This window comes from Neptuniibacter sp. 2_MG-2023, assembly GCF_030547495.1.
In the GTDB taxonomy this organism is placed as follows: Bacteria; Pseudomonadota; Gammaproteobacteria; order Pseudomonadales; family Balneatricaceae; genus Neptuniibacter.
The window spans coordinates 207,442-231,115 of record NZ_JAUOQC010000004.1; the positions used below are offsets into that span (position 1 = coordinate 207,442).

Sequence of the window (23,674 nt, forward strand, 5' to 3'; positions counted from 1 at the left end):
TTTTCATACTATTGTCATAGTATTATAGGGGATTAATCCACCTCCCCCATTTCGATAATCGCTAAGCAAGCCAAGTTCCAAGAAATGAAAAACGCTTATTTACCGTCCAGCATTCGACCTAAACCACCTAAAACGGACCCCTCTCCTTTATCAGCCCCCCCCGACGATGGTGCAGATGCAATCAAGCGATCAGCCAACCGCGAAAAGGGTAAACTTTGCACCCAAACAGACCCCGTACCTCTGAGTGTAGCCAACCACAGACCCTCACCACCAAAGATCATAGATTTAAGCCCTTTCACCATCTCGATGTCATATTCAATTCCATCGGTAAAACCAACTAAACAACCCGTATCAACACGCAACACCCCGTTATTCAGTTCTTTTCTAACAACAGTGCCCCCCGCTTGGACAAACGCCATGCCATCCCCTTCGAGCTTTTGTAAAACAAATCCTTCACCACCAAAAAAGCCCGCACCAATTTTTTTCGAGAAAGCAATTTCAACCTTAGTTCCTAAGGCCGCACAGAGAAATGCATCTTTCTGGCAGGTGATTTGATCACCGTAATCCGCTAAATTAAGCGCAACAATACTACCTGGATAAGGTGCTGCAAAAGCCACTCGACGTTTACCCGAGCCTTCATTACCGAAATGGGTCATAAATACAGACTCACCCATAACCATACGTTTACCCGCAGAGAATAATTTCCCCATCAACCCTTGATCCGGTTCAGAGCCATCACCCATCTTCGTTTCGAACGTGATGTCCTCCTCCATATAATTCATCATACCCGCCTCGGCAATCACCTTTTCACCGGGATCTAGCTCCACTTCAACAACCTGAAGCGCTTCACCTATAATTTCATAATCAACTTCATGACAACGCATTTCTCGCTCCTTTCCAGGTACTCTTTTGTAAAATAGTGGGGCGTTGTAGATTTGATCTAAATAAAAAACAACGCCGTTAAAATCGATGGACAGTAAACCAATATTCCCACTTAAAGGGCAAGACCCATTTAACTTTCGTGCCTCTTCACTATTTATCCATAGGCTAAAAACCAAAAGAGTTGTTACTCTTTTTTCTACACCTATCCCCTAGCGGAACCATAACAACAAAAAATATCATTCGTGTGTTCCTCCAAAAGCATTTCACTAAAAACAACAAAATTGCGCTTAGGTCTTAGACATCAGTCTAAAAAAGACTCAAATGTAAAACCAATGTCTTATGCCAAGGCTTGCTTTTGTATATCTACCCACCAGATTGCGGTGCTATGGTGAAGATAGAAAGTTTCTTGGTAGCGGTAATCTAATAATGAAGCAAGCGACTTTCTCTCCTCAACTAAAATAAATAAGGCATATAAAAATGACCCAAAGAGAGATCGTGGTACTGAGTGGCGTGCGTACAGCTATTGGTAGTTACGGCGGAAGCTTAAAAGATATCCCACCCTGCCAAATGGCCGCAGAATGTGTTGCAGAAGCCGTCAAGCGTGCCGGCATAGCGCCCGAAGATATTGGCCACAGCGTGTTTGGTAATGTGGTTCATACTGAACGTAGAGATATGTACTTAGGCCGCGTAGCGGCTGTGAATGGAGGGCTTCCACACGAAACCCCTTCACTCACGTTAAACCGTTTATGTGGCAGTGGCTTACAAGCAATTATTACCGCAGCTCAACAAATAGAATTAGGCGTTTGTGATGCTGCGGTAGCTGGCGGTTCAGAATCCATGAGTAGAGCTCAATATTGGATGCCCTCTGCGCGCTTTGGTCTTCGTATGGGTGATGGGCAAATACTTGATGCTATGGTTGGTGCACTTACCTGTCCATTTGACGATAATCACATGGGAATTACAGCTGAAAATGTTGCTGAAAAATGGGGCATCAGCCGTGAAGATCAAGATGATTTAGCGGTACTTAGTCACAATAGAGCTGAAGCTGCGATAAAAGCAGGCACCTTTAAAGAGCAAATCCTACCGATCAATGTCAAAGTTAAGCGCGAAATGGTGCCTTTCGATACAGATGAGCACACACGCCATGGCTGCACTTTAGCTGATATGCAGAAGCTTCGTCCTGCCTTCAAAAAAGAGGGATCAGTCACGGCAGGCAATGCCTCTGGCCTTAATGATGCTGCCGCCGCCGTTACGCTTATGGCGGCTGACGTTGCTAAAGCAAAAGGATTAAAGCCTATGGCTAAACTTGTCGGCTACGCTTTTGCTGGTGTCGAACCTAAATATATGGGCATAGGCCCAATCCCTGCGGTAAGAAAGCTACTCGCAGATGCTAATTTGGATGTTTCGGATATTGATGTTTGGGAAGTCAACGAAGCCTTCGCCGCGCAAGCACTCGCCGTATGTCGCGATTTAGATTTACCAACAGATAAAGTCAATATCAATGGATCCGGTATCTCTTTGGGCCACCCTATAGGCGCCACAGGTGCAATTATTACCGTAAAAGCACTCTATGAGCTGCAACGTTCAGGTGGCCGTTATGCTGTAGCCACTATGTGTATCGGTGGCGGCCAAGGGATTGCTGCTTTATTTGAAAGACCTTAATGATCAACTAATTAACTAGTTATTTATACATACTAAAAGCCGGATAAATATCCGGCTTTTTTATATCTAAAATATATATCCCACCCTGACTCTCAAACCGCAACGGCTTCAGATTCTGGGCGTAAACGGTAACAGGGTTGATACTCTTGATAGTTGATTTTCATTCGTCGTTGAGCAACAAATGATTCTAGTAATTGATCCAAAGGAGCCATAATCGCTTCCTCACCACATATTTCAAACGGTCCATTTTCCTCAATAGCACGAATCCCAGGCTCTTTAACATTACCTGCAACAACACCAGACAGGGCCCGACGTAAGTTAGCTGCCAATTCAAAGTCTGGCTGATCTTTCATCAGCTTTAATCCCGCCATATTTTCATGGGTTGGCTCAAATGGCTGCTGAAAACTTTCTGGAATATATAACTGCCAGTTATAGTGAAACGACTCACTGGTTGCTTTTCTATAACGAGTCACTTGCTCCAAGCCTTCTCTCATGACCTCTGCAACATCATGGGGATCATCAATAATAATTTGATAGCGTTTACTGGCCTCATCACCTAAGGTCGCTTTAATAAAAGCATCCACTGTAGCAAAATAATCTTCACTACCTTCCGGCCCCGTTAGTACTAATGGGAAAGGCAAATTATGGTTTTTTTCATGTAATAAAATACCTAAAATATAGAGAATCTCTTCTGCCGTTCCTGCACCACCGGGAAATACAACAATCCCATGCCCTAAACGTACAAATGCCTCTAATCGTTTCTCAATATCAGGCATGATAATAAGTTCATTAACTATAGGGTTAGGACTTTCCGCGGCAATAATACCCGGCTCAGAAATCCCCACATAACGACCATTTTTTATGCGCTGTTTAGCATGAGAGATTGTCGCGCCTTTCATTGGCCCCTTCATCGCTCCAGGGCCGCAACCTGTGCAAATATTCAACCCTCGCAAGCCCATCTCATAACCAACTTTTTTTGTGTATTCATATTCAGGACGCTCTATTGAATGACCTCCCCAACACACAACTAAATCAGGCTGTATATGGGGGCGTATGGCATCCGCATGGCGAAGAATATGAAAGACTCTATTCGTAATGGTGTCTGACTCGCTTGCCCCTGGGCAGCATTCATCTACTTCAGAACCTACATACAGCAGATCTCTTAATACAGAGAATAGATGCTCTCTGATACCTGTAATGATTTCACCATTCACAAACGCAGCCGCAGGGGCATTAAGTAGTTCAAGCTGAACACTGCGATGTTTTTGGCTAATTTTTATATCAAAGTTACTAAATTTATCTAACACCATTTTGGTGCTATCAAGTGCACTACCACTATTTAAAACGGCTAAACAGCACTGGCGAAACAAACGATAAAGCCCGCCTTGACTCACATCTTGAAGTTTAGCTATCTCATAGGGAGATAACGTATCCAGGCTCTCTAATGGAGTAATACTGGTGGTTACGTACTTTTCTGCCATCATAATGACCATCTCCTGAATCGAGAAATATCTATATCAACTCGATTTACATCAAAAACATATGGATCTATCTTAGTTTTAAATTTTGCTTGTTACAGTGATATGAAAATACATAGCAATATTTACAACCTAAGTCTTGTTAAGGTTCTTAACTCATAAAATAAAAGAACCCGTTTAACTATAGAACAGAAAACAGAAACCCACAAAAAGCCATTCTAAATCAAAAACCTAGTTTAAATCTGGCAAAGGATTTCATTAACAAATTCAGGCACTATTTCACTTGCGGGGCCATAAATCTTATGATCAAAAACCGTTCCCACTCTAGATGGTTCAAGATTAAGCTCAACCGTTAATGCACCTGCAGCATTAGCAATCTCAACAAAACCGGCAGCAGGATAAACATGCCCAGAAGTGCCAATAGAGATAAATAGATCACACTGCTCCAACGCATTATAGATCTGCGGCATATGCATAGGCAGTTCACCAAACCAGACAATATCTGGCCGTAAGTTCCCTGATGACCCACAGCATTGACAGAGATCTTCTGGCTGTGAGTCTTGATCAATTCTGTAAATAACACCTGTTTCTTTGCAGCGTAAATTTAATAACTCACCATGCATATGTAGGAGGTTTCTACTTCCTGCCCGTTCATGCAAGTTATCAATATTCTGGGTAACGACTAAAACTCTGCCCGAAAATTTCTCTTCTAACTCAGCTAACGCATAATGACCTAAGTTAGGTTTTATCTCAGGTGACAATAGCTGATTACGGCGTTCATTATAAAAACGATGGACTAATCGAGGATTACGTTCAAACGCTTCAGGTGTCGCCACATCATCGACTTTATGATCTTCCCATAAGCCATCTGAGGCGCGAAAAGTCTTAATACCAGACTCTGCAGAGATACCCGCACCGGTCAATATCACTATAGATTCAATCGCCATATTAATTTCCTTGCAACAATTTGCCTCTTGTCATACTACAGCAACATATGTATTACTAGACTATGTGGAGTTGGCTACTTAGAAATTAGCGCGATAAATCTCATCGACTAAGATAAAAGTAACCAATCAATCAGCCTACAACTGAGAAACCCTAGTGGATCAAACGGACTATAACGTTTGCAGCATAACAAGAAGAATTGTGGCACCTAATCCTAGGCTTCGTCGCACTCGCCCTGACGTGAATCAACCTCTGGTTTACATTACTCCCCTCGGCTATAGAAGGAACCGGCTATGACCGCCTCTAAACTCTATATTCTCGACACCAACGTTTTACTTCATGACCCTAAATGCCTTTATGAATTCAAAGAACAGGACATCACTATTCCGATGACTGTTTTAGAAGAGTTGGACGATATAAAGGATAGAAAGAAAAATGTTTCTCAAGAAGCACGAGCAGCGATACGTGCTATAGATGACATCATCACCCACGCTAAAGATGCGGCTCAAATCACCAAAGGCGTAGATATTATTACCCCTCTGTCTAGCGCTAACAGTGATTATAAATTAGGACAATTGAGCATTTTCCCTGATCATGAACTTACCGCACGACAAGGCTTCCTACCGCAGAACTCCAACAAAGATAACCAGATCATTAACTGCGCGTTGCACTTACAAGCAACAAACCCTCACCGTGAAACTATTCTGGTCACAAAAGATATCAATATGCGCCTCAAGGCATTGGGCGCGGGTCTAAAAAAGGTTGAAGATTATAGAACCGATCAACTCGTTTCAGATATTGATCTTTTACCGGCAGGCCACTACAACATTGAGGGTAATTTCTGGGAGCAAGTTGAAGATGTCACTAGCTATCAAGAAGACACCCACACGTACCATCAAATAAGCCAAGAGGTGTTACCCAACACCTACCCTTGCGAATACCTTTACGATGATACAGAAGAGTTTGCCGCACGCGTCACCTCGGTTCGTGATGGCCAAGTTACACTTCGCGATTTAGGCGTAGACAGGCTAATGCAGCAAAACTGTTGGGGAATTGAGCCCATCAATATTTTCCAAGCCTTTGCCATGAACGCAGTCTTAGATCCTGATTTAGATCTGGTTATTCTTAATGGTGCTGCAGGTTCAGGTAAAACATTAATGGCCCTCGCCTGTGCCCTTGAAATGGTTATCGAACAACGCCGTTATAATAAGATTATTGTGACGCGATCAACACCACCTGTGGCTGAAGATATAGGTTTCCTCCCAGGAACAGAAGAGGAAAAAATGACCCCTTGGTTGAGTGCAATCCAAGATAACCTTGAAGCTATGCATGAGAACGATGAACGCCCTCAAAGCAGTGTAAAATATGCTATCGAGAAGGCAAACATCCAATTTAAATCACTCAACTTCATTCGTGGACGAAGTATTCAGGACGCAATTGTTCTTCTGGATGAAGCCCAGAATTTAACCCCTTCACAACTTAAAACGATAGTAACCCGTTGCGGTAAAGGCTCGAAAATTATCTGCTTAGGTAATTTAGCGCAGATCGATTCCAACTATTTAACCCCACTAACCTCAGGTTTAACTTACTTAGTGGAACGCTTTAAAGATTATGAAGGCGCCGCCAACATTCATCTTGAAGGTATTTTCCGCTCACGTTTAGCTGAATATGCAGAAGAACATTTATAGTTAACATAAACCAAAAGTGTGAAAAATAGACACCTAGTACCTAGCCTCACAACCCTAATATGATTAATTTAGGGTTGTGAGCTAAACAGCACAATCTTTACATTAACAAAACCTTATATATTGCGTTTTACGCTATATTGAATAGCTCAATTCAACTAGAATGGTGGGATGAGTACTTTTTTAAAAAATATCCTAAGCAAATTATTAATTGGCTTAGTCAACATTTATCGCTACTTGATCAGTCCCGTGATTGGGCCCCGTTGCCGTTTTTATCCAACCTGCTCAAGCTATATGATTGAAGCCATTCAAGTGCATGGACCGATTAAAGGTACATGGCTTGGCATCAAACGGCTTGGCCGCTGTCACCCCTATAATGACGGGGGCTATGATCCAGTTCCTGATAGCTGTTGTGAACAACATAAACATACAAAAGATGATAGCAATACAAAGCAAATCTAAAGATTTCCATTTATTTAAAGCCTAACCCTTCCTTTTGGACCTTTAGTGCAAGACATCTATAATTATTAATCTCAACCTCTTTAGCCCACAAGATATAGGGTTTAATATAACGACACTTCACAGAGATAGATTGAGCTGGGTAATATGTTCACACCGCTATCCGTTATTCTTTATATTAGCTTATATGTAGGTCTGCTTTTTTCTATTGCTCAGGTAGTTGAAAAACGCATCCAAAATAAACCTAAGCCCACATCAAGTAGCCCTTGGGTTTACGCATTATCCTTAGCGGTCTACCACACATCTTGGACCTTTTATGGCAGTGTAGGTTTTGCTGCATCTTCCGGCTTACTATTTTTAGGTGTCTATGGTGGGGCCCTGATAGGGATTATTTTCTGGTGGATTACGCTTAAACGCATGATTCAAGTGAAAGAAACATTCAGAATCACCAGTATCGCTGACTTTATCTCTACCCGTTATAACCGTTCTCAAAAGATCGCTGCAACAGTTACCCTCATCGCCCTAATCGGTATTGTTCCTTATATCGCTCTACAACTTGAAGCTATCATTAGCTCATTTGAACTGATCACTAATAGTCCTAACAGCGGCTCGCAGCATGATTTAGCGGGCTGGATCGTTACACTCTTCATGATAGGTTTTACCATCATTTTTGGTGTTCGAAGGCTTGACCCAACAGAACGCCACCAAGGAATGATGGCTGCACTCGTTGCGGAATGCCTAGTGAAACTCATTGCATTTATAGCTGTAGGTATTTTTGCTACCTATTATTTATTCGATGGATTTGGCGACATCTTAAACCGTCTAAAAGACGCAGACTTAGAGCATGTTGCCAGCTTTACAGCCACTAAAGACAGCGGGCTGATGTGGGCCACACTACTGATCTTAAGCTTCTCAGCAATACATAACTTACCTCGACAGTTCCATGTATCTGTTATCGAAAACGCCAATCACCGGCATATCAAAACAGCCATGTGGGTATTCCCACTTTATATGGTTTTAATCAATTTGTTCGTTGTGCCTATCGCCGCAGCCGGCTTACTAATGGGAATGCCTTCAGAATCAGCCGACTTTTTTGTGTTACTTCTCCCTCAACAATCCGGTAGTAGTGGTCTCACACTATTAGCCTTTATTGGTGGTTTTTCAGCGGCAACAGGGATGATTATTATTACCACAATGACGCTTTCAACTATGGTGTCCAATCATCTAATTCTACCTATACTGGAAAGAATCCCTTCCCTACAGTTTATCCGAAGCTACTTATTACAACTGCGCTGGTTGGTTGTTGCCCTTATTTTAATGGGAAGCTTGTTATTTGCTAACGAGTTCTCAGATGCTTATATATTAGTAGCCATTGGGCTTATCTCGTTTACTGCTGTTCTACAATTTTCTCCCGCTTTATTTGGTGGTATTTTCTGGAAAAAGGGCAATAGTCTCGGTGCCCAATTAGGCTTACTTTCTGGCTTTTGTATATGGTTTTATAGCCTTTTGGTTCCCACATTTATTAAGCAAGGGTGGTTTTCAGAAGACCTATTAACCAATGGGCCTTGGCATATACAAGCACTGAGACCTGAAGCACTTTTTGGACTTGAGGGTTTACACCCGATCACCCATGCGGTTTTTTGGTCTATGGTATTTAACATCAGCTGCTACATTATCGGCTCTCTAATCTTTAGCCCAAATAAAAGCGAAAGAAACCTTAGAACTGAATTTATCAGCTCGATGACCACAAGGAAAAAACGTAAGGCACGCCCTACAGGATTAGACGCTTACATCCCTTTACAGCTTAAAATTGAAGAAGCAAAAAGCCTCTTATCAAATTATATTGATGAAGAGAAAGCGACCAATGAAGTACTTACCATCGCCGAAGATTTACAAGTCTCTAAAAAAGAAACTATCACCATTATAGAGCTCGTCGAGTTCCATCGCATGGTGGAGCATGTGCTCGCAGGCTCTCTAGGTGCAGCCAGCGCACATAATGCTATAGAGAACACGATCCGCTACAACCAACGTGAAGAAGCTGACTTAAAGGCCTTATACAGCCATATATTCTCTGAGCTACAAACAACAGAGAAAGATAGCGACAGTGATAGCAGTGTCAGCATGACAAGCTTTGGCTTGATCGAAGAGCTACAGACACAGCTCGATAAACTAGAAGACAAAACAGCACGTCAGCAGGAAACTATTGATCAACTCGAAGATAAAATTGAAGCCCGTTATCAGGAAATAATGAAATACCGATTGGAATCACAAAAGATCAAACAGGAAAATTTATTGTTAAGCAAAGAACTTAAGTTATTAAAAGGTGATGAGGAAAAGAATCCATAACTTAAAATCATTGTTGTTTTAGAATTTATGTAAAAAAAGAGCCTCAAATGAGGCTCTTTTCAATCATAAGAAAAATACTTAGAAACTAAGCTTCTTCTTGTTTATGCATATGAACGTCCATTTGAGGGAAAGGGATACTAATACCTTCCTCATCAAAACGTAATTTAACCGCTTCAGTTGTGCCCCAAAGCACTGCCCAGTAATCAGCAGAGTTGACCCAAGGACGTACAACAAAATTAACACTACTATCAGCCAATTCTGATACAGCGATAACAGGTGCTGGATCTTTTAGAATACGGTCATCTGCAGCAATGATCTCAGCTAATACTTCTTTTGCCTTGCGTAGATCATCATCATAGCCAATACCAAATACCATATCGATACGACGTGTATCACGCGCAGAGAAGTTAGTGATTACGCCGCTATAAATAGCACCATTTGGAACGATAACTTCACGGTTATCACCTGTACGCATAATCGTGTTGAAGATCTGGATATGCTCTACCACAGCAGAAACACCCGCAGCCTCAACAAAATCACCTTCACGGAAAGGTTTAAAGATCACTAGCATAACGCCAGCTGCGAAGTTCTTCAGAGAATCCTGAAGAGACAAGCCAATAGCTAAACCTGCAGCACCAACCAAAGCGATAAGTGATGTAGTATCAACACCTAAATGGCTTAATGCAGCAACAATTACAAAAAGTAGCATCACAACATTAGCTATAGATGTGATGAAGTTAATCAACATATCGTCAAGCTTAGATTTACGCAGAACGCGTTCTAACAGTTTTATCAGCTGTTTAACAACCCAACGACCGATAAAAAAGATAGCAAGCGCAATAAGAATATCTACGATCCATGGAAAGACGTAGGCGTCAAAGAAATTTTCCATTTAGTTCCCCTGAAGAATTAATTACTATTTTTTAAACGATTAAAAAATAAAGTGAACGAATTAAAACAATATGAATCTTAACAATAGCCAAACAGGCATACTGAGGCTGTCTCGCTTCTTGGTAATACGTAACTTTACCTCACTGTTTAGTCAGTTATGGAACTTTTTACGTCTTTACTTACAAAACAACCTGTTAAGCAGCCAGTTTAATCCGTACAATATGACAAATTCTAGTGTTCAAACAACTGTATCAATGAAAAAGTTAATTCTAGCCACAATTCTACTCTTTTCTGCCTCCGTCCATGCTGAAAAAGGTCATATTGCCGATGACGCAATGATCTATGTTCATAATGGCCCGAGCAATCAATATCGTATTATCACACGCATCCCCAGTGGTAGCTCTGTTGATATACTAAAACGAGATCCAAAGACGAAGTATGTCCAGATACGTATGTCTAAGGGGCGCATAGGTTGGGTTGAACCGACCGCTGTAGACCCAGGCGATAGTATCTCGGTTCGATTACCGAAGCTCCAAAGCAGTCTTGAAGAAAGCCAAATCACAGTCGCTGAGCAAGCCGCTAAAATAGAGACACTGCAAAGTGAATCAGGTGGTATGCGCGAAAAGAACCAGCTTCTAACCAGTGAAGTAGCAGAATTAAATGCGACCATCAAAGAGCTTAATTTTAAAATTGAGTCTAGCGATGAAAGCAATCTAATGCGTTGGTTTACACATGGCGGTCTAGTAGCTTTAGGGGGTGTAATTCTAGGTTTGATTCTCCCATACTTCCCTAAACGAAGAAAACGGAAAGATGAGTGGTTTTAAGCTGTATATTTGAGTCATAAAAAAACCAGGTTTATTTGCCTGGTTTTTTTATATTTAACCCACAAAGGCATTGACATAAGTTAAAGATTAATGACGAAAACATTAATGCTCCAAAACTTAGCAATTTCCTTTTATATACATTAAAAAACAAGAATATACCTTTAAAATCAACAAGATAAATAGCTGGTTATTTTTTAACCAGATATAAAATAGAGCCATTTTATAGGGGCTTAAGTTGCTTTCCCAAGGGTTGTTTACAGGGTTATCCACAGACACTGGGGACAAAGTGGTTAAGCCCAATAACCATCCCTGATTGAACCCCTTATTGCACTGCACAAGGTTACTCACACTTATAAGTGTCCAGCAAAAGTTAGAGGTTAGCGCACCAATATAGTTCTGCTTTTGCACCAAAATTAATGACCAAATTATTTGATTTAGAAAAACAATCGAGAAGATTAATAGATCTAATTAGTCATCCCTATAAGAAGCTGTTTCAATACACTCAACTTAAATATTAGAAGGAAGGTCCAGCAATGAAACGTATTACTATTTTTGGTCGTGAAGGTTGTGGTTTCTGCGTAAGAGCAAAAGAGCTATGTGAAATAAAAGGTCTGGACTATCGTTACATTGATATTCATAAAGAAAATATCAGCAAAGAAGACTTAGAAAAAACAGTAGGCAAACCTGTTGAAACTGTTCCTCAGGTATTTTGCGGCCAAGAGCATATTGGTGGTTTTACTGAGCTGGAAGCGTTTCTGACTCAAGCTGGCGTTTAAAAATAAAATATTACCCCAATATAGTAATAGAAGCCGTAAGCTGTTTTAAAAACTTTTACGATGCTACAAAAAGAGATCTATCATTTAAGCTGAGACTTAATCATAGTTTTTTAGATCTTTCTTTTTGATAATAGTGATCTCGTTTAGGTTATACTGAAATTACGTTATAGCTGGTCCAATACCGGCTTAGGAGTAGGTTATGATGACATTTACCGTTCTTCTTGCTATTGCTGCTGGAATTATTATTCTGCAGCTTTGGGAAAATAGTAAAGCTAAAGTAAAACCGATTCGCATAGAAAGTCGTATGGATGAGTTAGAGCAACAAAGACGACACCATCGCGGCCGTTAAACGTTTGGTATTTCTTAAATAGATCTACATAAATTGCAGCTCAGTTTGTATCAATCTGAGCCGTTTATTTATCACCTGTATGCCATGTAGATTATTTCCACAATCTCAGAGCTAAACCTCCCGCTCTTTCCGTTCGCCTTTCCGTTGCTAGTAATAAAACAGATTCAGTTGCAATAATATCCAACACCTTTTTGGCACGGGTAACGCCGGTGTACAACAACTCTCTACTTAATAAGGGACTGTCAGTTGGTGGTAATACCATCATCACTCGCTCAAACTCAGAACCCTGACTTTTATGGATCGTCATTGCAAATACAGTGTCATGCTCAGGTAACCGACTGGGCAATACTGATCTCAGCTCTCCACTCTCTTCAAACCAAACCTTTAGACGACCAGTATCATCAAAAGCAGCGACACCTATATCACCATTAAACAGAGAAAGAGAGGTATCATTTCGAGTGATCATAATAGGACGGCCTGGATACCATCCCCCCTCTTCCTTAATCAAGCCTCGCTCTCGCAGTCCGGTATAAATACGATCATTAAGACCTTCCACTCCATAAGCACCCTGACGACGTGCGCATAAAAGCTGGAAGCGCGTCATGTTAACTAATAACTGTTGTGGATTGTCTCCAGAGAAAAGGCCTTTAAAGAGTTCGGCATAAATATCGACACAAGTGTTGATCATAGCCTCATAGCTATCTTGCGACAGGTAGTGATAATTAAGATCACTATAACCCGCTTTAATCACGGCTTTTACATCAGTACAACAACCCGCATTGACGGCCCTTGCTAAATAACCGATACCACTTTGATCATCAAAGCGATAACTTTTATGTAACATTGCGAGGCTATCCGAAAATGTACTACTAGCCCCTACAGGCAAAGGTTGTGCTAACTGGCAAAGCTTATTCAGCTGAGAAGATTGCTGTGCCGAATAATAAAGCTTATCCGGCCAACTACAGATATCACCTAAAACACTACCCGCTTCAACCGACGCTAACTGATCACGATCTCCCAGCAAGACTAAACGTGCGGAAGCAGGCAAGGCTCTAAGCAAACGAGACATCATTGGTAGATCAACCATCGAGGCTTCATCTAACACTAAAAGGTCGAGGTGTAAGGGGTTTTCTGCATCATGCCGAAAACGGATACTATTAGGAATAACCCCCAACAAACGGTGCAGAGTACTCGCTTCTGATGGTATTTCAGCTTTTAATTGAGGCTCAAGATCCAATTTATGCTTAGCACTAGAAATAGATTCAGCTAAACGCGCAGCCGCTTTACCTGTAGGCGCTGCAAGTTGAATAGTAAAACTATCCCCTTTTGCTTTCTGTTGCTCAATATAAAGCGCGAGCAGTTTAATAACAGTCGTTGTCTTGCCTGTGCCCGGGCCACCACTGATAACAGAGAAACGTTTTTGTACTGCTAATGCAGCCGCCACTTTCTGCCAGTCAATCTCTTCCGTATTTGCGGTGGGAAAGTAACTTCTTAACCCGGCTTGCAGCAGAACCTCATCGGTTTCAATCGAGACTGCACGCTGTATCAACGCCTCAGCAACCGAACACTCGTATTGCCAATAGCGATAAAGATAAAACCTTTCTTTATCAAGAACTAGAGGGGTAACAGGTTCGCCAGAACCTAATACTAATTCATCTAGTTCAACACGCGACCAATCTATCTTTATCAACAGATCGCTGATTTCATCCGGCCAATAATCTTGGGGAGATTGAAGCCGAGAAAGAGGTAAACAAACATTACCTGTCGCCAGCTCATAACTAACCAAAGCGGATAATAAGATATTCTCTGGAGAGTAAACGATTTTATCCGATAAAAAATGGGCTAACTGATAATCAACTGAGCGGATATAACCTAAGCCAACCCATCGTTTAAGTTGAAAAAGGTAGTTATCTTTCTGGTCATCGACTGGGTTCATCATAACGCGTTACCTCCCAAGCCTTCACCTGAAAATAGTTGATCCAGTGCTTCAATTAAAGCCTGCTCAGGACGACAATTAAAAATCCCTGAGTTATCCGCCAAAGGACCGATCCCCCTCAGAAATAAGTAATAAACACCTCCAAAATGGCGCTCATAATTATAATCAGGAATACGCTGTTTCAATAAGCGATGTACAGCCAAGGTATACAGTAGATATTGCAGGTCATATCTATGCTCGATCATAGCCTCGTTTAGCGAGGTTTGGTTATAACAACCGCTCTCATAACCGAGATGATTCGATTTATAATCGACTATGTAATATCGCTCTCCATCACGAAAGATCAGATCAATGAAGCCTTTAAGCATGCCTCTTAAAGGCTCAAATGATAAAGGCTTAGCTTTGGCTGAAAGAGGATCGTACTTGCGAATAAGCACCTCTAAATCAGAGACTGTCACCCTATCAGCCCTGAGCATAAACTCCATCTCAACTAATCGATCAGAATCAGCAACACCGCCTAGTTTCAAACCGTTACTCGTCAAATCAGTCGTCAATATATCGGTAATTAGCTGCTCAATAACCGGCAACCATTCCACTTCATAACCGGCCAATACCAATTGATCGCTTATCTGTTGAGAAAACCCCTCGTCTAACAAACCGCCAGACTGAGTTTGCGCGTGGATAAACGCGGGAAAACTAATCTCTTCAAAAATACTGTGTAAAAAGGTTCCTGCATTTGCCCCTTTAGGGAAAGTGAAAATATTACGGCCTTCAGGTATATCTACTTCGACAAGCTGAGTAGCCTCATCCACCACCTCAAGATCCAAGCCAGGCAGATCGGGTATATAAGCCGTGCTATGACGGCTAAGAGCAGAATAACTGCTGACACGCCACTCTCGATCAATACTCCCTGTAAACGTCTGCGCTGCTAACCTTGGATTTACTACATCATCCGCCGTAAATAGATCTTTTTGAACACCATGATCCGGTGGAACAACCACCTCTATAGCGGGAGAGCATAAGGCTAACTCAGATAAAGCCTCTTCCAGTGAGCGGCCAGATTGGAGCAATAAATACCCTAAGGCACTGTCTTTTAGGCGGGATGCTTTACTATTACCAATACGTATATCGCTCACACCCACATAACAACGATAAACCGAACGGGTCAATGCCACGTAGAGCAACCTTAACTCCTCAGCTAAACGCTCCTTATCTGCTTGCTCAAGCGCCGCTGCGTTTTTACCCATATCCAAAATGGATTGTCCATTTTCATCATGATAAAGGGCAGTTTTAGCTTCTCTAAAACTGCAAGCAAAAGGCAAAAACACAATGGGATATTCTAAGCCTTTTGACTTATGAACCGTCACGATGGTAACTAAGTTTCGTTCACTTTCAAGGCGTAAGATTTGATCATCATTGGCACTAGAAGGATTGCTAATCTGCTCATTAAACCAACGCAGTAATCCAAGCGTACCCTCTAACTGACTGCTAGCCTGCTGCAATAACTCAGCTAGATGCAATAGATTGGTTAATCGCCTTTCACCTGAGGCTTGTTGTAATGTTTTAGCCGCCAAATTCCGCTGATGCAAAAGCTGGGTAAGCATAGGTAATACCCCCCGCTTTAACCATAGATCACGATAGCCAGTAAATTCAGTAACAACCTGTTCCCAGAGATTTTCATCATGGTTGAGAGCATCAAGTTGCACTATATCCAGTTGCAATAACTCGGTCGCAAGCGCAGCTTTTAAAGTACGTTCCTTTTGCGGTGTTTCAACTGCAGCTAAAATTAACGACAGCTCTAACGCTTCGATAGAAGTAAAAATAGAATCTTGGTTACTTAAATAAACAGAGGGGTGCTCATACACCGCCAGTGCACGACGCACCTCTTCTGCTTCAAAACGATCACGTACTAATACAGCAATATCTGACCCTTCAATCTGTCGCTCATCAATAGTCACGTCAGAATTAAGTAAGCGGTCAATCTCAGCGGCGGTACTTTGAGCAAATGTAGTTAGATACTGCCCTTTCTTTAAGGGAGTTTCCTCTGGATGACACCAAAACGTAAGAGCTGCCGGTTTATGCTCTTGTAGCTTAAGCTTTTTAGCCCCTTTATCCGCCGCTTTTACTGGATAAAATGGAATATCTTCATCATAAATAAATGCAGAATCCGCAAACTCAAATAACTTGTTAACCCCATCAACCATTGCTCGAGTCGAACGCCAATTAGTATCTAAGGTATAAGTTTCTTTCACTGAACGCCGTGCTTGTATATAGGTGAAAATATCCGCACCACGAAAAGCATAAATAGCCTGTTTAGGATCACCGATCATCACCAATGCTGTATTAGATTGATCCGCATATAAAGATGAAAAAATACCGTACTGAAGTGGATCTGTATCTTGAAACTCATCAATCATCGCAACAGGAAATTGCTGATTAATTGCAGTAGAGAGCGCACTGCCTTTTTCAGATCGAAGCGCATCACTTAAATCCGTCAGCAGATCATTAAATGTTTGTAACTGATACTGTTTCTTAGCTTGCTGTAAACGCTCACTGACCTCTTGCAGTGCTCGCCCTAATAATATCTCTCTGATAGGCAAAGGCTGAGAGAGTAAAGCATCTAATTCCACAAATAATGGGTGCTGTGGCGCCTCACCTTTATCTGTTTTTTCATTAAGCACTGTTTGGGTGAACCGCGTCATCACCTTCAACAAGCTTGAATTAGGTTCTAACTGTTCAGATGCCGCATACTGATCGATTTGCGCGAGCCATTTAGGCACACTCGCTTTGGTATAACTCCGCTTATTGACACCTGAGGCCTGAATTAAAGCGATAAGGTCATTATCATTTGCTAACCAAGACTGTTTGAAATGATTCAACGCCTCTAAACGTTCATCATAGGCCTCCTGTAAAGAGGCCCCAGACAGATCCGGTTCAACCTTTAAATCTGTATGGTTCAGCAGCCCTCGCAGCTGAGACATTAACTCATCAGGTCCTTTCCAACATTCTGATAAGACTAACTCAGTTAAATCATTATTAAGTGGATAGATGGTGTTGCGCCAAAAATCGACAACCGCACTACGAATCAAGCTCTGATCATCTTTTGTTAGTTCGTTATCAAACAATGAACCACTTTCAAAAGCATGACGTTTTAGCATCCTCTGGCAAAAACCATGGATAGTAAAAATAGCAGCCTCATCCATCTGACGAATCGCCTGCTCAAGCAATTTAATTGCTTGAGCATGATCAGCTGATTGCTGCTTTAATGCGATTAGAAAGGGATCGGATATATCTTTATTTGCCTGCAAAAATGCGGAACGCGCATCCACAATTCGACTACGAATACGGTCTCTTAACTCTTCGGTGGCGGCTTCAGTAAAAGTTACAACCAGAATTTGATCTGGACCTAAAGGCTTATCATTAATATTGCCTAAGCCTAAAAGGAGCCGTAAGTACAAGGCCGTAATAGTATAAGTTTTTCCCGTTCCTGCACTTGCTTCAATAAGCTGTTGCCCTTGAAGCGGGAAAGTTAATGGATCTAAAGGTAAAATATTACTCATCTTTACCCTCCTCCATGTAGTCGAGCATCGGGGCATAGATGGCCTCTGCTAAAGGCACAAAATGCTCCAAAAACTGCGCATAGTCAGGATAAGCTCGACGTATATAGGGATCATCTTGCAAACCTGCTTTATGACTACCCCCGTAAAACAGGGTTTCTATAGATGCTAAAGCTATATCAGGGTCTTTTTGATATTGCTTAAAGTACTCACGTGCGCTGTTAGCATCAAATGCTTGAGGTGCATTCATACCTTGTTGGTAAAACTCAACGATGGTTTTTAAATAAATATACGCTTGTTCTTTTTCTACAGCGCGGTAGTGAACTTTACCAGACAACCCTCGATATACGGTATTACGACACTGATCTGAAGACAAACACAACGCTAAATGCTCAACCCAGCTACCCAGACGATCACGAGCATTGATCTCAGCGGGTCGATAACGTAATAAGTGGGCTGGATAACAATGGTCTAGCCAGCCCTGTAAAAGTAAATTAGGAAAGGCTATCTTGACCTCTAAGCGTTGTGGTTCACCCTCACATAGAGGCAATAACTTGTGCGCTAATTCAGTACAGTCATGACGAATCCGAGCAAGCTTTAATTGGCCATTGGTTGCAACAGGCAAGGCGCCTTCTGCAAGTATGGTCTGATCTAACTGGTTAAGATCACCATCCGACAGTGCCGTTTCAAGATAACGTTGTTTAATTAAATAAGCTTGTAAACCATCCAGCGCAAAAGGCTCTTCATCTTGAGCTTTAACTTCATGATTAGCAAAAAACACTTTTAAACGTTGATTGAAAAAGCTGCGACAGGGATTCTTTAAAAAACTAATAATAGCATTAAGTTCAATCTGCTCTTGAGGCTCTTCAACTAAGGCATCGACATAAAAAGCAGAAGGCGCTTCGCTCTCTGCACTTGCCGCGGGTAACCACTCACGGGCATAACTAAATAACGACGATGACGAATCTTGTGGCAAAAAGTACACGGGGCTGAAGGGTACCATCGGATGCTGTTGAATCAAACGGGCTCTTAATTTCTCACCTGACTCACTCGTAGAAAGCGCTTGATCTCCCTCTAAAACATAGCTTTGTGTCACATAGTCTAATAATTCACTCACTAATACCGATGGAATTTTCTCATTATTATCTTTGATAGAGCGCCCCACAAAACTGATATATAAACAGGCTTGCGCAGATAAGAGCGCCTCTAAAAAAAGATACCGATCATCATCTCGACGTGAACGATCTCCCCGTCGAGGGTAATCAGTCATTAAATCAAAGCCGACAGGTGGGATACTCCGTGGATAGGCTGAGTCATTCATCCCTAATAAACAAACCACAGAGAACGGAATAGAGCGCATAGGCATTAACGTACAGAAGTTAACAGCCCCCACCATAAAACGCTGAGACGAGCGCTGTTGATTAATTCCATTTATCAAATAATCAGCCATCACGGTAGAAGACAAGGGCAAAACATAGTTCGCATCGCTAAGCTGCTCTTGTAATGCTTGCAAGGTTTGTCTAATTCCATTCAGAGGTATTTCATCGGCTTCATCAGCACTATAAATGGCATCTAATAAACCATTAATAATATCAACCCACTCCGCAAGCTCATGTTCACCACTAAAACTGTCTTTTACCTCATCGAGAAGATCTATAAAATCAGCTAGCTTGCCTAAAAGTTCAGCTTCAAGACCTTCAATCTCCATGTAAGGTGCAATATCTTGCCAATAACCTACCTCTTCCCCTAGCGCATAGCCTGCTAACATTCGACGCAAACCAAAACGCCAACTATTTTGTTCAAACAAGGGCAATTGCCATAAGCTTCGCTGTTCAGAATCCATCCCCCAACGGATATTAACCTGATCGACCCAGTACCTTAATCGCTGAAAGCTCGGCTCATCCAGATCAAAACGTCGCATAATTGCAGGCACTTCCAGCAATTCAAGAACATCCGATACGGTAAAGCGGCTACTATCGAGTTTTACGAGTTTCTCAAAACTTAGTAATAAAGGGTTTTCTTGGCGACTACTCCGATCAGATATGGAATAAGGGATATAGCGTTCAAAGGGTACGCTAGAAAAAACAGCATCAATATAAGGAGCATATTGAGCTACATCAGGCATCATGATAATGACATCGCGGGGCTTAAGATTAGGATCATTCTCAAACATAGCGAGTAATTGATCATGCAAGACTTCAACCTCTCGTAAAGCACTATGGCAGCTATGTACAATCAATGATTGGTCATCGCTTGTAATAGAGTGTTTATAAGAACTTGTGGAAGGATCTTCTGGAAACTGAGCAGGATTGTCTAAATCTAGGATGTCTTGTTGAATACTGCTAAGTAAACAATGTCTTTCAAGATCCGCAAAAGCATCAATCTCATCACCAACACTTTCACCAAGACAGTCTTGTAATTGATAAAGATAATCACGTCCAAGCTTACCCATAGAGGCAAGTAATGGATTACCTTCAGCATAGTCACTGTAATCAAGTTCAGGCTTACTGAACCAGCGTCGATTCATTCTAGCGATCTGCTTTTGATCAACAATATCCCCCCAGTAATAACGACAAGGATTGGTCACCATGAGGTGTACATCAATACGTTCGCCTAAGACTTGCAAAGCTTGAACATAATTCTGAGGCAGTGCAGAGATACCAAAGACAAATAAACGCTTAGGGAGTTTGTCTATATCACCAATGTTTCGTACCGACTCAACAAACGCACTGAACATATTTGCTCGGTGCCAATGAGGTTGACTTAACGCTTTAGTCTGCTGGGTTAATGCACGCCAAAGAATCGGTTGCCAAGGGTGACGCTCTGCGGCCAAAGAACCGCCTTGCTCCCAATCAGCAACCCACTCGGGTCTATAGACGAGATATTGGTCAAAAATATCTGCAATTTTATTACATAACTGATAGAGCCTAAACCTAGACTCATCATCAGCTAGGTAGCTCCTAAGAGCAGAAAATTCATCTGTCCCCAATAGATCCGGTAGCAGTAACATCAACTTCCAACTCATCGCTTCCTTATTAAAAGCGGAGCGGGCGGGTACCCCTTCTAACACTTCGAAAAAACAGTGCCATAAAAAAGAGGCTGGCAGTGGAAAGTCCACAGATGCGGCAATACCAGATGATGCAGCCAGTTCCAATTTAAGCCACTGTGCCATGCCAGGGCTTTGCACTAAAATCTGCTCTGCACGAAAAGGGTCAGAAAGAGGGTCTCGTCGAATAAGTTCAACAAGTAGATCTTTCAATACAAGTAATGAGTTGGAATGATAAACCTGAAACATCCGTTTCCTGATTTAGTAATCGTTATGAGGAGTAATAGCTGTACTTTACTCAACTCAGATTTCTTTGTCAGGAAAAATCTCTATAAAGTCAGCGCATTAACCTTATAGACTTGAATCGCAGAGAATTGAAAACCTAACACTATTTACTTTTAACTCAGAACCACTAACGAAGTTAACCTGAATATTAAAAGGCGCTTAATAGCCGTTAAAGTAGGTAATTAAGGGGACGAAGTGGGGTCTTTTGATTCTACCTCTAATGCAGGCAAGCTACCAAAGCCCTCTTTTTCCGACCAATAATCGCGCCCCTGCTCAACTCGAACAACCCCTTTAAAGCGCTGTTTAAGATATTCTACTGCGTCAGGTAGCGTATCAATATCACAGAGGATAACCCCACCGCGTTCATTGTCTGTAGAAAAAAGATAACTTTTCATCGTGCCTCCATGTAGGTAAGCGAATCATTACACAGAGCCAAGAAAGGTTAAACCGTTATAATGCAGTTTTTTCCTTGGCTTTTGGCTTTATACAACCCTTCATCTGCGCGGGTCATAATACTTTGTACATTATCCCCTACAATATAAGAGGTTAAGCCGATACTAACACTCACATTAAGCTTACCACTCGTTCCTTCAGGCAGTATAAATCGATAATTTTCTAAACTTTCTCGAATACGATTAGCAACCTTAACCGCCCCCTCAATATCAGTGGAAGGCAGTAAAACCGCAAACTCTTCTCCGCCATAACGATAGCCGCTATCAAGCCCCCGAAGCGAGGACTGAATCAAAGAGCCAAAGGTTTCTAAAACTTTATCTCCCATTAAATGACCAAAAGTGTCATTCAGCTTTTTAAAATCATCAAGATCGAAAAAACACAAGGTAAACTCATGATGATAACGTCGCGCTTCATCCAGCGTGGCTTCTAACTTCGTATAAAAATGTCGGGTGTTATATAAGCCAGTTAGACTATCGGTCACACTTAACTCTTTATAAGTACGTTCCCGCTCAAGCAACTCAAACTCAGCAATTTTTCTAGCACTAACATTCTCGAGGGTTTCAATGGCGCCTATTAAATTTCCCTCAGGATCCATGATGCCTGCTGCAGTAAAGTGTAACCACTCACCATCAGATCCACACTCAGGGAAAAAATCCTCAGCTTCATATGCATCATCGATTAACGCAGAGCGTTTACATTTGTTGGTATAGTAGTGCTCAACATCTTCATATCGCCCCCCTTGAAGTATTAAATCAGCTAAACAAGGGCGCGGAGTTGAATAAAAGGGTTTCCAGTGATGCCCTGTTCCAATCATCTCTTCACGACTCAGCCCACTTAACTTTTCAAGTGCTGAATTCCAATGCAGAACCACATGGTTTTTATCAAGAACAAATGTGGGTAAAGCAATACGGTCAAATACTTGAACAAGTAATGAAGGGTCTGCCTTATCACAAAAAAATAAAGAGCTTTTTGTAGAAGATTTATCATTCAGCGCTGATTCTACAGAATGAGAGATAGATCTAACCTTGGAATCCATAATAATTAAGAGCACCTGCAGCGAAGCATATTAAGACAAACGTCATACAAGCGAAATAAGATATAAATAGGCCAACAACCCATTACAACCTTTACAACAACGCCACAAACATCATAAGTTGAAGTCCATTATCATGATTAAGGTAAGGTTAATCATTAACCTTGATCAAATATTATAACAATTGATCAATAATCAATCTCTTAGACTTATTACGCACTTGCAGCATAAAAAGGTAGTATAAGAAAAGTAGCCAATAAGTGTAGATCTCGATCTCAATCGTTCCAAAAAACCACTGGATCACAACGCTCTAAATAATTCCCACTCGAAAAGCAGAGAACAGAACCCGCAGTCATAGGCGTTGACTGAGGCAGAAGTGAATGGCTGGCAATAATTGCTATATCCGCATCGTTTTCAGTCATAATCGTCAGAGGGAGTGCACCGTTCAACTTAACGCTATCACCCGAAAACTGCTGATAAGCCAAAGGCTCAATATCTGAACTCAGGGAGGTATAAGAAAACATCATTTCGCCATCCCAATACATAAAATTATGTGGCGCTAACTTCTCTAATCGTCCTGCATAATCAGCCACCAGCGCTAACCTCATTTCATGATCAGGTCGGCCCTCTTTCCATAGTTTTCTTATACGCTCTTGTAACAAGCAAAAGGCCCGCTCTTGATCAGTACAACTGATCGGCCATTGATCGCCAATAGGAAAACGATCATTATTCACAATCCCAGGGAGATCACCGACCATAGAAAACAGATGCGCACTCCCCCGCTGCGGACGAATAAAAGGCTGAATATCAACGGTTTCAATAGGAGCATTGGGATAAAGTACCGCAGCCCAAAGATCAGAATAAGTATGCTCTAAGCCACCCCCAAGCTTAAAAAGTTGCTCCAGTCGCTGTACATCATCGCGTCCTAAAGCCACCAGCCGGCTTGGGTTCATATCAGATATAGAACCAACCCCTAAACCTTCAAATCCGACAGATCCATGTAGCTGGACATTGATAGGTGATGAACTTAATACCGTCAGCAAAAGCGGGGAAGAACTCATTTTTAC

General features: G+C 41.7%; 17 protein-coding genes. 7 read left to right on the forward strand and 10 right to left on the reverse strand.

Annotated elements, in window-relative coordinates; translation table 11 throughout:
* Window positions 1-95 precede the first annotated feature (95 nt).
* Window positions 96-884, reverse strand: coding sequence for a TIGR00266 family protein (locus Q4486_RS06040; protein WP_303518754.1), 789 nt, complete (start codon window positions 882-884; stop codon window positions 96-98).
* 475 nt (window positions 885-1,359) lie between these two features.
* On the opposite strand from Q4486_RS06040, the gene bktB reads away from it, so the two are divergent.
* Window positions 1,360-2,544: a beta-ketothiolase BktB gene (gene bktB / locus Q4486_RS06045; protein ID WP_303518755.1), complete on the forward strand. Its 1,185-nt coding sequence runs from the start codon at window positions 1,360-1,362 to the stop codon at window positions 2,542-2,544.
* 92 nt (window positions 2,545-2,636) lie between these two features.
* Here the strand turns inward: bktB and ppnN are convergent, their stop codons facing one another.
* Window positions 2,637-4,028, reverse strand: a complete 1,392-nt coding sequence (gene ppnN / locus Q4486_RS06050) for a nucleotide 5'-monophosphate nucleosidase PpnN (RefSeq protein WP_067864259.1) — start codon at window positions 4,026-4,028, stop codon at window positions 2,637-2,639.
* A gap of 230 nt (window positions 4,029-4,258) precedes the next feature.
* A complete protein-coding gene (cobB, locus tag Q4486_RS06055) occupies window positions 4,259-4,969 on the reverse strand; it encodes a Sir2 family NAD+-dependent deacetylase (RefSeq protein WP_303518757.1) in 711 nt (236 codons plus the stop codon).
* 291 nt (window positions 4,970-5,260) lie between these two features.
* On the opposite strand from cobB, the gene Q4486_RS06060 reads away from it, so the two are divergent.
* The 3 genes from Q4486_RS06060 (at window position 5,261) to Q4486_RS06070 (ending at window position 9,457) form a co-directional block, all read left to right on the forward strand.
* The gene (locus Q4486_RS06060) at window positions 5,261-6,655 is read left to right on the forward strand and encodes a PhoH family protein (protein WP_067864253.1); all 1,395 of its coding nucleotides are present in this window, start codon (window positions 5,261-5,263) and stop codon (window positions 6,653-6,655) included.
* A gap of 168 nt (window positions 6,656-6,823) precedes the next feature.
* A complete protein-coding gene (gene yidD, locus Q4486_RS06065) occupies window positions 6,824-7,114 on the forward strand; it encodes a membrane protein insertion efficiency factor YidD (RefSeq protein ID WP_067864248.1) in 291 nt (96 codons plus the stop codon).
* Between the two features lie 144 nt (window positions 7,115-7,258).
* Entirely contained in the window at window positions 7,259-9,457 is a 2,199-nt protein-coding gene (locus Q4486_RS06070; protein ID WP_303518761.1) for a hypothetical protein, read from the forward strand.
* 85 nt (window positions 9,458-9,542) lie between these two features.
* On the opposite strand, the gene Q4486_RS06075 is transcribed toward Q4486_RS06070, so the two are convergent.
* Window positions 9,543-10,349 carry a mechanosensitive ion channel family protein gene (locus tag Q4486_RS06075; protein WP_067864242.1) on the reverse strand — a complete coding sequence of 269 codons (807 nt, stop codon included), beginning with the start codon at window positions 10,347-10,349 and terminating at the stop codon, window positions 9,543-9,545.
* A 70-nt stretch (window positions 10,350-10,419) separates the two neighbouring features.
* Between Q4486_RS06075 and Q4486_RS06080 the strand changes: the two genes are divergently transcribed.
* The 3 genes from Q4486_RS06080 (at window position 10,420) to Q4486_RS06090 (ending at window position 12,297) form a co-directional block, all read left to right on the forward strand.
* Window positions 10,420-11,172, forward strand: coding sequence for a TIGR04211 family SH3 domain-containing protein (locus Q4486_RS06080; protein ID WP_303416855.1), 753 nt, complete (start codon window positions 10,420-10,422; stop codon window positions 11,170-11,172).
* A 533-nt stretch (window positions 11,173-11,705) separates the two neighbouring features.
* A complete protein-coding gene (locus Q4486_RS06085; RefSeq protein WP_067864239.1) occupies window positions 11,706-11,948 on the forward strand; it encodes a GrxA family glutaredoxin in 243 nt (80 codons plus the stop codon).
* Window positions 11,949-12,147: 199 nt separating this feature from the next.
* The gene (locus Q4486_RS06090) at window positions 12,148-12,297 is read left to right on the forward strand and encodes a hypothetical protein (protein ID WP_156473660.1); all 150 of its coding nucleotides are present in this window, start codon (window positions 12,148-12,150) and stop codon (window positions 12,295-12,297) included.
* Window positions 12,298-12,388: 91 nt separating this feature from the next.
* On the opposite strand, the gene recD is transcribed toward Q4486_RS06090, so the two are convergent.
* The 6 genes from recD to Q4486_RS06120 all read right to left on the reverse strand — a co-directional run bounded on the left by recD (window position 12,389) and on the right by Q4486_RS06120 (window position 23,668).
* Entirely contained in the window at window positions 12,389-14,236 is a 1,848-nt protein-coding gene (gene recD, locus Q4486_RS06095; RefSeq protein ID WP_303518762.1) for an exodeoxyribonuclease V subunit alpha, read from the reverse strand.
* Entirely contained in the window at window positions 14,233-17,793 is a 3,561-nt protein-coding gene (gene recB / locus Q4486_RS06100; RefSeq protein ID WP_303518764.1) for an exodeoxyribonuclease V subunit beta, read from the reverse strand. The genes recD and recB overlap by 4 nt, the downstream gene beginning before the upstream one ends.
* Entirely contained in the window at window positions 17,786-21,085 is a 3,300-nt protein-coding gene (gene recC, locus Q4486_RS06105; RefSeq protein ID WP_303518766.1) for an exodeoxyribonuclease V subunit gamma, read from the reverse strand. Before recC ends, recB begins: the two co-directional genes overlap by 8 nt.
* A gap of 218 nt (window positions 21,086-21,303) precedes the next feature.
* On the reverse strand, window positions 21,304-21,516 hold the full coding sequence (locus Q4486_RS06110; protein WP_303416865.1) for a hypothetical protein: 213 nt from the start codon (window positions 21,514-21,516) through the stop codon (window positions 21,304-21,306).
* Between the two features lie 47 nt (window positions 21,517-21,563).
* Entirely contained in the window at window positions 21,564-22,610 is a 1,047-nt protein-coding gene (locus Q4486_RS06115; RefSeq protein WP_303518768.1) for a diguanylate cyclase, read from the reverse strand.
* Between the two features lie 272 nt (window positions 22,611-22,882).
* The gene (locus Q4486_RS06120; RefSeq protein ID WP_303518770.1) at window positions 22,883-23,668 is read right to left on the reverse strand and encodes a class II glutamine amidotransferase; all 786 of its coding nucleotides are present in this window, start codon (window positions 23,666-23,668) and stop codon (window positions 22,883-22,885) included.
* Between the last annotated feature and the right edge of the window lie 6 nt (window positions 23,669-23,674).

Coding starts and splice junctions, on each gene's coding strand:
- Q4486_RS06120 (WP_303518770.1), bottom strand. CDS start 23,668: ATGAGTTCTTCCCCGCTTTTGCTGACGGTATTAAGTTCATCACCTATC.
- Q4486_RS06110 (WP_303416865.1), bottom strand. CDS start 21,516: ATGAAAAGTTATCTTTTTTCTACAGACAATGAACGCGGTGGGGTTATC.
- Q4486_RS06085 (WP_067864239.1), top strand. CDS start 11,706: ATGAAACGTATTACTATTTTTGGTCGTGAAGGTTGTGGTTTCTGCGTA.
- yidD (WP_067864248.1), top strand. CDS start 6,824: ATGAGTACTTTTTTAAAAAATATCCTAAGCAAATTATTAATTGGCTTA.
- recD (WP_303518762.1), bottom strand. CDS start 14,236: ATGATGAACCCAGTCGATGACCAGAAAGATAACTACCTTTTTCAACTT.
- Q4486_RS06070 (WP_303518761.1), top strand. CDS start 7,259: ATGTTCACACCGCTATCCGTTATTCTTTATATTAGCTTATATGTAGGT.
- recC (WP_303518766.1), bottom strand. CDS start 21,085: ATGTTTCAGGTTTATCATTCCAACTCATTACTTGTATTGAAAGATCTA.
- Q4486_RS06040 (WP_303518754.1), bottom strand. CDS start 884: ATGCGTTGTCATGAAGTTGATTATGAAATTATAGGTGAAGCGCTTCAG.
- cobB (WP_303518757.1), bottom strand. CDS start 4,969: ATGGCGATTGAATCTATAGTGATATTGACCGGTGCGGGTATCTCTGCA.
- Q4486_RS06080 (WP_303416855.1), top strand. CDS start 10,420: ATGAATCTTAACAATAGCCAAACAGGCATACTGAGGCTGTCTCGCTTC.
- Q4486_RS06115 (WP_303518768.1), bottom strand. CDS start 22,610: ATGGATTCCAAGGTTAGATCTATCTCTCATTCTGTAGAATCAGCGCTG.
- recB (WP_303518764.1), bottom strand. CDS start 17,793: ATGAGTAATATTTTACCTTTAGATCCATTAACTTTCCCGCTTCAAGGG.
- Q4486_RS06060 (WP_067864253.1), top strand. CDS start 5,261: ATGACCGCCTCTAAACTCTATATTCTCGACACCAACGTTTTACTTCAT.
- bktB (WP_303518755.1), top strand. CDS start 1,360: ATGACCCAAAGAGAGATCGTGGTACTGAGTGGCGTGCGTACAGCTATT.
- Q4486_RS06090 (WP_156473660.1), top strand. CDS start 12,148: ATGATGACATTTACCGTTCTTCTTGCTATTGCTGCTGGAATTATTATT.
- ppnN (WP_067864259.1), bottom strand. CDS start 4,028: ATGATGGCAGAAAAGTACGTAACCACCAGTATTACTCCATTAGAGAGC.
- Q4486_RS06075 (WP_067864242.1), bottom strand. CDS start 10,349: ATGGAAAATTTCTTTGACGCCTACGTCTTTCCATGGATCGTAGATATT.